The sequence below is a fragment of the Brachybacterium netajii (SeqCode) genome (assembly GCF_054114245.1).
Genome location: NZ_JBSYXB010000002.1, coordinates 579,272 through 591,649, shown reverse-complemented (window position 1 = coordinate 591,649; position 12,378 = coordinate 579,272). Strand labels below are relative to the sequence as shown.

At 69.3% G+C, this 12,378-nt stretch carries 14 protein-coding genes; 7 read left to right on the top strand and 7 right to left on the bottom strand.

What is annotated here, in order from left to right; all coding sequences use genetic code 11:
* Positions 1-52: 52 nt before the first annotated feature.
* A complete protein-coding gene (locus ACXET9_RS06430; RefSeq protein WP_457885666.1) occupies positions 53-682 on the bottom strand; it encodes a DUF998 domain-containing protein in 630 nt (209 codons plus the stop codon).
* 116 nt (positions 683-798) lie between these two features.
* On the opposite strand from ACXET9_RS06430, the gene ACXET9_RS06425 reads away from it, so the two are divergent.
* The 4 genes from ACXET9_RS06425 (at position 799) to ACXET9_RS06410 (ending at position 5,467) form a co-directional block, all read left to right on the top strand.
* Positions 799-1,368 (top strand): TetR/AcrR family transcriptional regulator, encoded by a 570-nt coding sequence (locus tag ACXET9_RS06425; protein ID WP_457885665.1) that lies wholly within the window; start codon positions 799-801, stop codon positions 1,366-1,368.
* A 62-nt stretch (positions 1,369-1,430) separates the two neighbouring features.
* Positions 1,431-2,596 (top strand): IS3 family transposase gene (locus tag ACXET9_RS06420; protein WP_457885664.1). Its coding sequence is split into 2 segments (ribosomal slippage): positions 1,431-1,715 and positions 1,718-2,596, totalling 1,164 coding nucleotides; the frame shifts between segments, so codons are not numbered across the junction.
* A gap of 211 nt (positions 2,597-2,807) precedes the next feature.
* Positions 2,808-5,024 (top strand): MMPL family transporter, encoded by a 2,217-nt coding sequence (locus ACXET9_RS06415; protein WP_457885663.1) that lies wholly within the window; start codon positions 2,808-2,810, stop codon positions 5,022-5,024.
* The gene (locus ACXET9_RS06410) at positions 5,021-5,467 is read left to right on the top strand and encodes a pyrimidine dimer DNA glycosylase/endonuclease V (RefSeq protein WP_457885662.1); all 447 of its coding nucleotides are present in this window, start codon (positions 5,021-5,023) and stop codon (positions 5,465-5,467) included. Before ACXET9_RS06415 ends, ACXET9_RS06410 begins: the two co-directional genes overlap by 4 nt.
* A gap of 13 nt (positions 5,468-5,480) precedes the next feature.
* Here ACXET9_RS06410 and ACXET9_RS06405 read toward each other — a convergent pair whose 3' ends face one another.
* From ACXET9_RS06405 to rpmB, 3 genes are all read right to left on the bottom strand, one after another.
* Positions 5,481-5,906 (bottom strand): MarR family winged helix-turn-helix transcriptional regulator, encoded by a 426-nt coding sequence (locus tag ACXET9_RS06405; RefSeq protein ID WP_457885661.1) that lies wholly within the window; start codon positions 5,904-5,906, stop codon positions 5,481-5,483.
* Entirely contained in the window at positions 5,855-6,220 is a 366-nt protein-coding gene (locus ACXET9_RS06400; protein ID WP_457885660.1) for a hypothetical protein, read from the bottom strand. Before ACXET9_RS06400 ends, ACXET9_RS06405 begins: the two co-directional genes overlap by 52 nt.
* Positions 6,221-6,317: 97 nt before the next feature.
* Positions 6,318-6,512 (bottom strand): 50S ribosomal protein L28, encoded by a 195-nt coding sequence (gene rpmB / locus ACXET9_RS06395; RefSeq protein WP_457885659.1) that lies wholly within the window; start codon positions 6,510-6,512, stop codon positions 6,318-6,320.
* 285 nt (positions 6,513-6,797) lie between these two features.
* Between rpmB and ACXET9_RS06390 the strand changes: the two genes are divergently transcribed.
* Together ACXET9_RS06390 and rsmD are read left to right on the top strand one after the other, a co-directional pair.
* Positions 6,798-9,068 (top strand): ATP-dependent DNA helicase RecG, encoded by a 2,271-nt coding sequence (locus ACXET9_RS06390; RefSeq protein ID WP_457885658.1) that lies wholly within the window; start codon positions 6,798-6,800, stop codon positions 9,066-9,068.
* Between the two features lies 1 nt (position 9,069).
* Positions 9,070-9,645: a 16S rRNA (guanine(966)-N(2))-methyltransferase RsmD gene (rsmD, locus tag ACXET9_RS06385; protein ID WP_457885657.1), complete on the top strand. Its 576-nt coding sequence runs from the start codon at positions 9,070-9,072 to the stop codon at positions 9,643-9,645.
* A gap of 36 nt (positions 9,646-9,681) precedes the next feature.
* On the opposite strand, the gene ACXET9_RS06380 is transcribed toward rsmD, so the two are convergent.
* Complete coding sequence (locus tag ACXET9_RS06380; RefSeq protein WP_457885656.1) at positions 9,682-10,239, bottom strand: hypothetical protein; 558 nt, start codon at positions 10,237-10,239, stop codon at positions 9,682-9,684.
* A 94-nt stretch (positions 10,240-10,333) separates the two neighbouring features.
* Complete coding sequence (locus ACXET9_RS06375) at positions 10,334-10,774, bottom strand: VOC family protein (RefSeq protein ID WP_457885655.1); 441 nt, start codon at positions 10,772-10,774, stop codon at positions 10,334-10,336.
* Between the two features lie 18 nt (positions 10,775-10,792).
* Between ACXET9_RS06375 and ACXET9_RS06370 the strand changes: the two genes are divergently transcribed.
* Positions 10,793-11,677 (top strand): helix-turn-helix domain-containing protein, encoded by an 885-nt coding sequence (locus ACXET9_RS06370; protein ID WP_457885654.1) that lies wholly within the window; start codon positions 10,793-10,795, stop codon positions 11,675-11,677.
* A 128-nt stretch (positions 11,678-11,805) separates the two neighbouring features.
* Here the strand turns inward: ACXET9_RS06370 and ACXET9_RS06365 are convergent, their stop codons facing one another.
* Positions 11,806-12,375 carry a hypothetical protein gene (locus tag ACXET9_RS06365; RefSeq protein ID WP_457885653.1) on the bottom strand — a complete coding sequence of 190 codons (570 nt, stop codon included), beginning with the start codon at positions 12,373-12,375 and terminating at the stop codon, positions 11,806-11,808.
* Positions 12,376-12,378 lie beyond the last annotated feature (3 nt).

The window sequence follows — 12,378 nt, the reverse complement described above, 5'->3', positions numbered from 1 at the left end:
CCAACACGTAGCGGGAACGGTGAGCCCCCTTCTGTTTTGGACTGACGATCTGTCAGCAGGCGCTGGTTGAAGCCTTATCGCGAACTCCGCGGCTTGTCATGAGAGCTACACCGGCAAGGACCGTCCAGAGGCTAAGCGTGTCAAAGGAGATCCGTTCGGCGCCGCCGAGCCCCAACCAAGGCACCTCGGCCCCCTCCAGCGCCGCGAGGAACGCTGCGAACCCGACTATTGACACCACCAAGGCCACAATTGTGAGCTGGCGGAAGCGCCCCGGCCCAGCAGCTGCGGCGAGCATGCCCATTGCCAGCCACTGTGCGACCGCTTGGCCGAGTGCGGCACTATCGTGCGCCCCGGGATATATGTCCCACGGCGCCAGGCCGACGATCGAGACCAAGAGCCCGGTCAGCGCCATCATGATCATCCCAGCTCGACCTGAGCGGCTGTCCCACCAGCCGTACATCAAGATCGCGCCGATCATGATCAGCACACCGGATGCGGCCATGCCGGCGTTGAACAGCGGATGCCATGGAGAGCAAACGTCGCGCACCTGCTGGCCCTGTTCGGAGAATTGCCCACAACCGACGACCCCGAGGTCGCTGATGGCGTTGCGCGTCACCGAGTACCCCTGGGGCCACCGCAGTGCGACCAGCAGCTGCACAGGGAATATCACAGCGCTGGCCATCCAAGCCACGGCTCCGGCGCGGTATCGATTCACTACGTCCCCCTCATGTACCATACGAACGTATGGATACCGTAGCAATGACCGGAAGTGGCCGCAACTCCGTCCGGGAGCTGGTGATGGACGCTGTCGTGCAAGTGCTGGTCCGTGACGGTCTTGACGGCCTGTCAGTGCGGCGAGTGGCTGCTGAGGCAGGTGTCTCTATCGGTGCCGTTCAGTATCATTTCGCCACCAAGGATGCTCTGTTGGTCGCCGCCGCCAATCACGTAACCGCCCAGTTCAAGTCGCGTGCTGAAGAGTTGACCCATCGGGTGCTGGCCGAGGAGGGGGCAGCTGCTGCATTCCTCGCCTTCTGTCAACTCCTGGCCAACGCGATTGAGGCTCCCGATGGAGAGGCCGGGGACACTAACGCCACGATCGTCTGGTTGTGGTTCGCAGCGAAGGCTACGCAGTGTGGCGCCGTCGCCGATGCCTTTGCTGCCGGATGGTCACTGACAGAGAACTACCTGCGCGGCCTCATCGCCGACCTCTTCCCACAGCTCGACGCGGCCGAGGAAGCCGGGCATCTGCTCGCCGTCCTCGACGGTCTCGCAGTCGCTCGAGCCTCCGAGCCCGACCGGATGCCGCCGCACCGCGCCGCCACCATCGTCCGTCGCCACTTCGCCCACCTGAGCGGCGGAGGGGACTGATGCACGAGTAGGTGTCACATCATCTGTGGCGCTGGACAGCGTTGCAGGGAAGGATGTGCACCATGCCTGCTCCCTATCCCCAGGAGTTCCGTGACGACGTCGTCCGCGTCGCGAGGAATCGTGAACCCGGCCAGAAGCTCTCTCAGATCGCGCGGGACTTCGGGATCTCCGAGTCCTGCCTGACGAACTGGATGCGCCAGGCCGACGTCGAGGACGGTGCCCGGCCCGGCAAGACCAGGGAGGAGTCCTCCGAGCTGCGTGATGCTCGCAAGAAGATCCGGTTGCTCGAGCAGGAGAACGAGGTCCTCCGCCGCGCGGCCGCCTACCTCTCGCAGGCGAACCTGCCGGGAAAAGGCTCTACCCGCTCGTGAGCGAGCTCGCCGCCGACGGGATCCCCGTCGCGGTGTCCTTGCGGGTCCTGAGGCTCTCCCGCCAGTCCTACTACCGCTGGCGGAAACAGCAGGTCGCCGAGGCTGAGCTGGTCGAGGCCCACCGGGCGAACGCCCTGTTCGACGCGCACCGCGACGATGACACCTTCGGCTATCGACTGCTGGCGGACGAGGCTGCGGTCGCCGGGGAGGTGATGTGTCGGCGAACCGCGTGGCGGATCTGCCGGGACAACCAGTGGTTCTCCGCCTTCGGGAAGAAGCGGGGCAAGAACGGCAAGCGCTCCGGCCCGCCCGTCCACGATGATCTCGTCCAGCGCGACTTCTCCGCTGACGATGTCAACGAGCTGTGGCTGACAGATATCACGGAGCACCCGACCGACGAGGGCAAGCTCTACCTCTGCGCGGTCAAGGACGTCTTCTCGGGTCGGATCGTGGGCTACTCCATGGACTCCAGGATGAAGTCTCGACTTGCGGTGAACGCCCTGGACAACCCGGTGATCCGCCGCGGCGACACGGCCGGCTGTATCGTCCATTCGGATCGTGGGTCGCAGTTTCGATCAAGGAAGTTCGTGCGTGCTCTGCACCGCCATCACCTGATCGGATCGATGGGGCAAGTCGGCGCTGCCGGCGACAACGCCGCGATGGAGTCCTTCTTCGCGCTGCTGCAGAAGAACCTCCTGAACCGCAAGCGGTGGCGCACTCGCGAGGAGCTCCGGATCGCGATCATCACCTGGATCGAACGGACCTACCACCGCCGCCGCCGGCAGGACAGCCTGGGCCGGTTGACCCCCATCGAGTACGAGATCATCATGAACCCGACTGTCAGCCTGGCGGCCTAACCCCAGCTGTCACCTATCGCTGCACCAGTCCCGAGCGCAAGAGGTGGTTGGCCGTCGGCCGGAATGCGCGCGCGCAACTCTGGCTCCGCACCGGTCGGGGTGGACGTGCGGTCTGACTCCTGCTCCACGCGGCGACCTCCGATCATGGGAACTGGCTCTTCTTTCCCTGATAGTGTTTCACTAGCTTAGCTAGTGAAACAAGGGGGTTCCCATGGCACCGAGGCTTCGGAGCAGCGAGGCGGAGCAGCGTCGTACCAGTAGGGGCGGTCGCTGGGTGCGGATTCTGATCCCCGCATTGATCATCCTGGCCTGGCTCGTCGGCGCCTCGCTCGGCGGGCCGCTGTTCGGCCGAGTCGACGAGGTCTCATCGAATGACCAGACTGCCTACCTTCCGGAGAACGCGGAAGCCACCGAGGTGCATGCTGTGCTGGGTGATTTCCTCGGCACGGACGTCATCCCTGCGGTTGTGGTGTTCCGCGCTGAGGGCGGCATCGATGATGCCCAGAAGACGGAACTCACTCAGAGCCTTCGCACGGCAGCGGATGCCGCCGGAGTCACGGGGGACATCTCTCCGGTGCTGGTCTCCGAGGACGGCCTCGCCGCGCAGGCGTTCGTGCCGATCGATGTGAAGTTGGATCTGGGGGATGCTGTCGCCGAGTTGGGCAAGACATTGAAGGCGAGCGTCCCCGCGGGGGTCGATGTCTTCGTCACCGGACCGGCCGGCTTCACCGCCGACCTGATCGCCGGGTTCGCCGGCATCGACGGCCTGCTTCTGGGGGTGGCGCTGCTGGCGGTGTTCGTGATCCTAATCGCGGTTTATCGCTCGCTGCTGCTGCCAATCGTGGTGCTCTCTACGAGCCTTTTCGCACTGTGCGTGGCTTTGCTGACCGTCTGGTGGCTCGCCAAAGCAGGCGTCCTGCTGCTGAGCGGCCAGACGCAGGGGATCCTGTTCATCCTGGTGATCGGCGCAGCCACCGACTACTCGCTCCTGATGGTCTCGCGCTACCGGGAGGAACTGCATTCGACGCGTGACCGAGGCGTTGCAGTGGGCAACGCTATCCGCGGTTCGGCGGAGCCGATCCTCGCGTCGGGGGGGACCGTCATCGCGGGTCTACTCTGTCTGCTACTGAGCGATCTGAAATCGAACAGCACACTCGGCCCGGTTGCCGCGATCGGCATCGCATTCGCCATGCTGTCTGCGCTCACCCTCCTGCCCGCACTCCTGTTCACGTTCGGGCGCCCGGTGTTCTGGCCGCGCATCCCTGCACTGGACTCGGCTGGTGTGCGGCATCCGCATGTCAGCGTAGGGTGGCGTCGCCTGGCCGCCTTCGTCTCGCGACGCCCCCGCGTCATCTGGCTCGTCACGACCATCGTGCTCGCTGTCGCAGCGACTGGATTGCTGCAGTTGAACGCCCAAGGCGTCCCGCAGTCCGACCTCGTGCTCGGCCAGTCCCAAGCCCGCGACGGCCAGGCCGTGCTGGGCGAACATTTCCCTGGCGGGTCCGGCAGCCCCGCCTACATCCTCGTCGGCAAGAGCAATCTGACGGATGCGGCGGATGCCGTGCTCGACCTGCCCGGCGTGAGCAGTGTCTCAGTCGTGTCCGCCGACTCGCCCAGCGGCTCCGCACCGGTCACGACCGCCGGGATCGTGGCTCTCGGACCCCCGGGAACGCCGGCGCCGGAGCCGACCGTGCGTGACGGGCGAGTGTTGCTACAGGCGACGCTGACGGATGCTGCGGACTCGACCGCCGCTGCCGACACTGTCGTCGAGATGCGTGAACGGCTGCGGCCCATGGATGCGCTGGTCGGGGGTGTCACCGCGACGGCGGTCGACACGAACCAGGCGTCGATCCATGACCGCAACACGATCATCCCGGTGATCCTGGTGGTGATCCTGTTGATCCTGATGGCGCTGCTGCGCTCGATCCTCGCCCCGATCCTGCTCATCCTCACCACGGTGCTCTCGTTCGGGGCAGCTCTCGGCGTCTCCGCGGTCGTCTTCAACGGCATCTTCGCCTTCCCCGGTGCTGACCCTGCTGTGCCGCTGTTCTCGTTCGTGTTCCTGGTGGCGCTGGGGATCGACTACAACATCTTCCTCATGACGAGAGTGCGCGAGGAATCCCATCGGCACGGCACCCGTGAGGGGGTTCTGCGCGGGCTTGGCATCACCGGTGGTGTCATCACATCTGCCGGCCTGGTGCTGGCGGCCACGTTCGCCGCGCTCTCGATCATCCCCATCCTCTTCCTCGTCCAGATCGCGTTCATCGTCTCGTTCGGTGTGCTGCTTGACACCTTCATCGTCAGGACCCTGCTCGTGCCCGCGCTGAGCTACGACATCGGTCGCGCGATCTGGTGGCCGTCGCGTTTGAGCCGGGAGTCCGCACCGCCGATCGGGCCTGACGAAGTGCGAAGCGAGGAGTTGGCATGAGGATCTGGTCGTTGCATCCTCGGCACCTCGACCGGATCGGTCTGGTCGCCTGCTGGCGTGAGGCGCTGCTCGCCCAGGCGGTGCTCGCCGAGCGCACCAAAGGATACCGCCACCACCCGCAGCTGCTGCGGTTCCGTGCTGCACCCGACCCGCTCGCGGCCATCGGCTGCTATCTCGACGGGATCGCCGCCGATGCTCGCCGGCGCGGCTATCGTTTCGACAGCGGGCGGATCCTGCGACCAGGATCGGAGGCCGTCGCTTTACCGGTGACTCTCGGTCAGCTCGACTTCGAGTGGCGGCATCTCGGTGAAAAGCTACGCGCCCGCAGTCCGGAAGGCGCGGCGATCTGGCTGACGGGCGCCGCATCACCGCACCCGATCTTCCGAACGATCCCCGGAGGCATCGAATTGTGGGAACGCGCGGCGTCCGAACCGAAGAGCTGAGGCGAGGATGCCGTCAGTCGGGGTCCAGCGCTACGCCGATCGCGCTCAGTAGTCGCCGCGCGGCATCCAACTCGGAATCCGTGAAGTCAGTGAGCACGGAGCGCATGGCGGCCAGCCGTCGACCGAAGAGCCGGAAGAACTCGGCGCGAGCGGCATCCGTCAGCTCGATCGAGCGAGCACGACGATCCGACGGATGCGGGTGGCGTGTCACGTGACCGGACTCGACCAGTCGATCAAGAAGCTTCGTCGTCGAGGCAGTGGAGATCCGAAGATGGCGAGCGATGTCGGTTGGAGTCACCACGAGACCCTGTTCTTTGCGCATGATGAGCAGGCGCAAGGTGGCGACATCGGTGATGTTCATGTCCATCCCGTGCTTCATCCCGCTGCTCATGCGGTCATGTGCATCGCCGAACGCACGAACTTCGCGAAGCACGTCCATGACCAATGCTTCGCGATCAGATGGTTCGATTCCGGGCACACTCCTCCGTTCTCCACGCGTGACCATTCCATCATGAGGGGCTGCTCCATGTCCCGCTGGAAGCGGGCGTCGTCTCCGCTCGCGGTGGAGATGTTGCAGACCCGGGGCCGACGGGCGGCGGAGGAGTCCGAGGACGCGGCGATGCCCGACGTCGGGGCGGGCGCGCCCGCGAGCTCGAGGGCGAAGCGGATCATCGGGCCGAAGCGGAATCGCTGCCGCGGATGCGGCAGATAGCCGGCGCTGGTGGCGAGGATCGTGGGCTGGGACGCGGTCACGGCCCCAGCGTAGGGCGTCGCATAGGGCGTCCGGACATGCAGAAGCCCCCTGCCGGCGAACCGGGAGGGGGCTTCAGGCCGAGCTGAGCGGTGAGGCTCAGGCGCTGAGCTTCTGCACCTTGCCGGCCTTGAGGCAGGAGGTGCAGACGTTCAGGCGCTTCGGGGTGCCGTTGATCACGGTGCGCACGGACTGGATGTTCGGGTTCCAGCGGCGCGAGGTGCGGCGGTGCGAGTGGGACACGCTCTTGCCGAAGCTCGGGCTCTTGGCGCAGATTTCACACGTGGAAGCCACTGTCGTCTCCTGAAGTCGAGGTCTGGTCGGATGCCCTACCGGTCCCTGCCGACGAGACCCGGGTGGGCCGCATGTGCAGGAGTCGATGACCTGGGCATCGCGCGGGGACGCAAAGCCCCCGAAGGTCAGGGCAACCACGGAATCATAACCCAGGAGGGTGTGCGCTCTGAAGAGAGGGCGCCCGTCGTGGCCTGTGGACTCGGACACAGGGCCCTGCGGTGATGGCACGATGGACCCGTCGTCGGACCCGTCGGCGCAGGGACATCATCGCAGCAGGAGGCATGCATGGCCAGCAGTTCCCCCCGCACGCCCCCGCCGGTCTCCGCGCCGGGGTCGATGCCGCTGGGCGAGCTGCTGGAGTCGAAGCATCAGCGGGCGCTCGCCTCCTTCGGCGTGCGCGATCTCGACGCCCTCGTGCGCTTCGCACCGCGCCGCTACTCGATCCCCGCGCCGCTGCGCGCGCTGCACGACGTGCACGAGGGCGAGGAGATGAGCGCCCTCGTCGAGGTCCTGCGCGTGCGGGACCGGCGCATGCGCAGCCGGCACGGGTTCGTCCTGGAGGCCGTCGTCACCGACGGCTCCGACGAGCTCGCCCTGACCTTCTTCCTCGGCAAGCCGCATCTGGTGGAGTGGCATCGCGGGCGCCTGCCCGTCGGCGCCCGGATCCTGGTGCGGGGGATCGTCCGCTGGAACGGCCGCACCCCGCAGCTCGCGCACCCGGACTACGAGCCCTACGAGGACACCGACGAGGGCCGCGCCTTCGCCATGCGGCCCCGGCCCGTCTATCCGCTGCGCAAGAACATCGCCCAGCGCACCATGCGCGAGGCCGCCCTGGCGGGCGCCGAGCACGCCGGGCTCGCCACCCGGGTCGTCCCCGCGGAGATCCTCGCGCGGCGCGGCATCCCCTCCCTCGAGGAGGCGGCGCGGAAGGTCCACGACCCGCGCACCGTCGAGGACACCCGCACGGGCATGTCCCACCTCGTCTACGAGGAGGCGTTCGTGCTGCAGGCGATCTTCGCGCAGCGCCGCGCCGTCGACGCCCGCACCGCCGCCCCCGCGCTGCGCGAGGAGGGGCCGCTCCAGCAGGCCCTCGACGCGCGCCTGCCCTTCGCGCTCACGGACGGGCAGAAGGAGGTCGGGGCGCAGATCGTCGCGCGCCTCGAGCGGGAGCATCCCACGAGCGCGCTCCTGCAGGGCGACGTCGGCTCCGGCAAGACCGTGATCGCGCTGCGGGCGATGCTGCGGGCCGTCGACTCCGGGCACCAGGCGGTGCTCCTGGCGCCGACGGAGGTCCTCGCCGAGCAGCACCATCGCACGATCGTCGGACTCCTGGGAGAGCTCGCCCTCGCCGGCCGGCTCGACGGGCATCCCGATGCCACGCGGGTGCGGCTGCTGACCGGATCGCAGCGGACCGCGGATCGCCGCCGCACCCTGCTGGACGTGACCAGCGGGGAGGCCGGGATCGTGATCGGCACCCATGCGCTGCTCACCGAGTCCGTCGAGTTCGCCTCCCTCGGCCTCGTCGTCATCGACGAGCAGCACCGCTTCGGCGTCGACCACCGTCGGCGCCTGCGGACCAAGGGGCCGCAGGGGGCGACGCCCCACGTCATCGTCATGACCGCGACCCCGATCCCGCGGACCGCGGCGCTCGCGACCGTCGGCGACCTGGACGTGCTCACCCTGCGCGACCGGCCCGGCATGCGCGCCGGCGTCACCAGCTATGTCGTCCACGAGAGCGATCCCCGCTGGGAGCAGCGCATGTGGGCGCGCGCGGGCGAGGAGATCGCCCAGGGCCGGCAGGTGTTCGTCGTCTGCTCCCGCATCGACGAGGAGGAGGCCGACGGGCCGGGCGAGCCGGGGGCGCCGGGCGAGCCGGGAACGTCGTCGGCGGCCGCGCTCCCGCCGGATCCGGAGCAGGGCGGCGGTCCCGGCGCCCCGGCGGAGCCGCCCCGCGGGGTCGAGCAGACCGCGCAGCGCCTCGCCGCCCGCCCCGAGCTCGCCGGCGCCCGCATCGGCGTCCTGCACGGGCGCCTCACGAGCGAGGAGAAGCAGCGGATCATGGACGACGTCCTCGCGCGCCGCCTCGACGTGCTCGTCGCGACCACCGTCATCGAGGTGGGTGTCGACGTCCCCAACGCCTCGACGATGATCGCCCTGGACGCCGAGCGCTTCGGCGTGTCCCAGCTGCACCAGCTGCGCGGCCGTGTCGGCCGCGGCGAGCATCCCGGCATCGCCTTCCTCGACACCCGCGCCCTCCACGGCTCCGAGGTCTCCGAGCGGCTCGCGCTGATCGCCGGCGCGGCCGACGGCTTCGCGCTCGCCGAGCTGGACCTGCTGCGCCGCGGCGCGGGGGACCTCGTCGGGGACGCCCAGTCGGGCCTCGCCCGCACGCTCCGGCATCTGGATGTCGTGCGCGACGCCGACGCGATCGCGCTGGCCCGCGAGGACGCCGTCGGCGTCATCGCCGCTGATCCGGAGCTGACCGACCATCCGGCGCTCGCCGCCGCCATCGACCACCGCCTCCGGGACGCCGATCCCGATGTGGAGAGGAGCTGACATGCCCCGCATCATCGCCGGGACCCTCGGGGGCCGCACGATCCCCGCGACCGTCGCCAAGGGCACCCGCCCCACCTCCGACCGTGTCCGCGAGGCCCTGTTCTCCCGCCTCGCGGGCTGGGATGCGATCGCCGGGCAGCGCGTGCTCGACCTCTACGCCGGGACGGGTGCGCTCGCCTTCGAGTCGCTCTCCCGCGGTGCGACCTCCGCACTCCTGGTCGAGATGCACGGCGCGACGGCGAAGAACCTCACCCGGGCCGCGGCCGCGCTCGGCGTCGCCGATGCCGTCGAGGTCCGCTCGGCGAAGGCGGAGACCGTCGCCGGGCAGCTCGCCGCGGCGACCGGCGCGGCGTCGCCCTTTGGCCTGGTGTTCCTCGACCCGCCCTATGACGTCTCCACGGAGACCCTCGAGGCGCTGCTGCTCACCCTGCGTCCCGCTCTCGCCGACGACGCCCTCGTGGTGATCGAGCGCTCCAGCCGATCGCGCCCGGTGACCTGGCCGGAGGGCTGGGCCGACGACGGCACGAAGGCGTACGGGGAGACGGTCCTGCAGTACGGCGGGCCGAGCGGGGAGTAGCCCCGCTCGGCCCGCCGTCGGCTGCGTCGGTCGGTGTCAGACGACGGCTTCCCAGCCGCCACCGCGCTTCTCCACGGAGTCGGGGGTGATCGTCGCGACCGGAGGGTCGGCGGGGGCGCCGTCCGTGGTCGACCGGACCTCGACGGTGATGTCGTCGGTCTGGATCGTCCATGTGTTCGCCGGCCACGCCGTGGCGTTGGTGAAGGTGGCGACGTTCTGCCCCTCGGTCCAGTCGACGGTCCACGGGTACCACTGGTTCTTGAAGGTCGAGTACGCCACCGTCATCGTGTTGCCGTCGGGGATGGTCACCGTCACCGTCACGGTCCCTGCAGGGATGTCGGTGGTGCTCGGCCACTCCCCGGTGCTGAAGTTCAGCGACCAGTCGAGGGTCCAGATGCTCTGGTCGTCGTTGGAGTCGATGGTGCCGCCGGAGTAGACGGTCACGCCGGCCAGGTCGGTCGGGCTGGCGGCCATCGCCGGCGCGGCGGTGGCGACGACCAGCACCGGGGCGGACCATGCCGCGGCGGCGAGCAGGGCCCGGCGCGCAGGCGCGGGCTCGGGACGAGATGCGGTGGCGTCGACGGTCGACGTCATGGCGGACTCCTGGATGGTGAGGGCGAGGTGAGGTGAGTAACCCGCACTATCTTAGGTTGACGAACAAAGTAAGGCAAGGGAGTTCTCCTCGCGCTCAGCCCCAGTTCTTCGCGTCGGTCAGGCAGAAGGCGTGCCCGGCGGGGGAATGCAGGACGATCCAGGTCGTGCCCGGCTGCGGAACGGCTCGCACGCCGCCGAGCTCCTCGCAGCGTCGCGCGGCGGACTCGAGATCGTCGACCGCGAGATCGAGGTGGAACTGCTTGCGTCCGTCGTCGGGCCAGGAGGGGCGCACCCGGTCGGGGATCGCGCCGATGCCGAGCGCATGGGCGGGACCCTGGAGCATCGCGTAGCTCTCCTCGAGGTGGAGGATCGGCCAGCCCAGGACGCCGTGCCAGAAGCGGGCCTCGGGTTCGGTCTCCTCGGCGTCGAGGGTGATCATCGCGAGCCGGGCGACGGGCGGGGTCCCGCCGGTGCCATCGGCGTCGTCGGATTGAGCGGTCCTGGTCGTCGATGCGGGAGCTGTGTCCTGTTCCATGCCTGTCAGACTGGACCCATGGCCCAGCGGCGGGATTGGACGAACGCGACACCCGCGATCCTGGCCGGTCATGTCCTGCGACCGCAGGAGCTGCTCGCGCGGGCGCGGTACGAGAGCGCCGCGCCGCATCCGGACCTCGCGCCGTTCGTCGAGCGCTACTGGTCGGTGGACTGGTCCTTCGCGGGGGACGAGTCGTTGCGCTGCTCGACCCTGGACGATCCGACCGTGCACCTCACATGGGAGCGCGGCGGGGTGCGCCGCGACGGCGCGGACGGTCCGGGCCCGTGGATCACGGGACCCAGCAGCCATGGACGCTTCGACGTGGAGCTCACCGGGTCCGGAGGGGTGATCGGCGTCAGGCTCGCGGTCGGAGGGATCCGTGCATTCCTCGACGCCGCCGGGCGCCGAGACCGGCGCGCCTCCGATCTGCGGACGCTGCGCGATCGCACGGCATCGCTCGCGCACTGGGTGGGCCCCAACGGGTCCGTCGGCGCTGATGGGGCTGATCGTATGGAAGGCGGGGCCGTCGCCGCGGCGCCCGAGCTCGATCGGCGTCTGCTCTCCCTCGCGCCCCGCGAGCCCGACGGATGGGCCGGGTTCTGCGAGGTCCGGGCGCTGCTCGGGGACGAGGCCATCGCCTCGGTCTCCGCGCTCGAGGAGCGCTCCGGGATGAGCGCGCGGACGCTCGAGCGCCTGTTCGCCCGCTTCGTCGGCATCGGGCCCAAGCGGATGCTCCTGCGCTCCCGGGTGATGGATGCCGTCGCGGTCCTCGATGCGGGGGATGATCGGCCGCTAGCGGACATCGCCGGAGAGCTCGGCTGGTTCGACCAATCGCACTTCGTGCGGGACTTCCGGGCCGTGGTGGGAGTCGTGCCCTCGGAGTACGGCAACCGGCGGACCTGAGGGGCGCTGGGCGACGGCATGCGGAGGGGGCCGCCTGGGGCGGAGGCGGGGGGAACTGCTGTCGCAGGCCGTGTGCCGCGGGCCGCGGCCCACGAGACGCGTCCTGCGGCCCGCGGCCCAGGAGCGGGTCAGGGGGTCGCGGCCACCCAGCCGTCGTCCTGCTTCGCGAACGCCGGGCTGAGCGCGACCGTCGGCGGCTCGGGGTAGGAGCCGTGGGGGTCGGCGTGGACCTCGAGGCTGAAGCGGTCCGTCGAGCGCGGAGTCCATTCGTCCCAGGGGAAGGCGACCTTGTTGGAGAAGGTGGCGACCCGGCCGACCACGGAGACGTCCCAGGAGAGAGCGGTGTTCCCGGTCGCCGTCGTCGCGTTCTCGATCGTCGTGCCGTCCGGCGCGGTGACCGTGAAGACGATCGTGCCGGGGGCGAAGTCGGGGCCGGAGGTGCCGCCTCCGTCGTACCAGACGTTGTAGTTCAGGTACCAGAACTCATCCTCGGCGTCCTGGCTGTCGACCGTGATGCTTCCGCCGGTCCAGATCCGCACGCTCCCGACATCCGAGCTCGCTGCGATGGCCGGCGCGGCGACGGCGATCGTCGCGACGGGGGCGGCCCAGGCTGCGGTGCGCAGCAGCGACCGCCGGGTCGGGGGTGAGGGGACGCGATGTGCGGGGGAGAGGTCCGAGCGGGGGTCTGCAGACTGCACGAT

Excerpts from the sequence above, each read along its gene's own strand:
- ACXET9_RS06430 (WP_457885666.1), bottom strand. The coding sequence starts at position 682 with ATGGCCAGCGCTGTGATATTCCCTGTGCAGCTGCTGGTCGCACTGCGG.
- ACXET9_RS06425 (WP_457885665.1), top strand. The coding sequence starts at position 799 with ATGGACGCTGTCGTGCAAGTGCTGGTCCGTGACGGTCTTGACGGCCTG.
- ACXET9_RS06415 (WP_457885663.1), top strand. The coding sequence starts at position 2,808 with ATGGCACCGAGGCTTCGGAGCAGCGAGGCGGAGCAGCGTCGTACCAGT.
- ACXET9_RS06410 (WP_457885662.1), top strand. The coding sequence starts at position 5,021 with ATGAGGATCTGGTCGTTGCATCCTCGGCACCTCGACCGGATCGGTCTG.
- ACXET9_RS06405 (WP_457885661.1), bottom strand. The coding sequence starts at position 5,906 with ATGGACGTGCTTCGCGAAGTTCGTGCGTTCGGCGATGCACATGACCGC.
- ACXET9_RS06390 (WP_457885658.1), top strand. The coding sequence starts at position 6,798 with ATGGCCAGCAGTTCCCCCCGCACGCCCCCGCCGGTCTCCGCGCCGGGG.
- rsmD (WP_457885657.1), top strand. The coding sequence starts at position 9,070 with ATGCCCCGCATCATCGCCGGGACCCTCGGGGGCCGCACGATCCCCGCG.
- ACXET9_RS06380 (WP_457885656.1), bottom strand. The coding sequence starts at position 10,239 with ATGACGTCGACCGTCGACGCCACCGCATCTCGTCCCGAGCCCGCGCCT.
- ACXET9_RS06375 (WP_457885655.1), bottom strand. The coding sequence starts at position 10,774 with ATGGAACAGGACACAGCTCCCGCATCGACGACCAGGACCGCTCAATCC.
- ACXET9_RS06370 (WP_457885654.1), top strand. The coding sequence starts at position 10,793 with ATGGCCCAGCGGCGGGATTGGACGAACGCGACACCCGCGATCCTGGCC.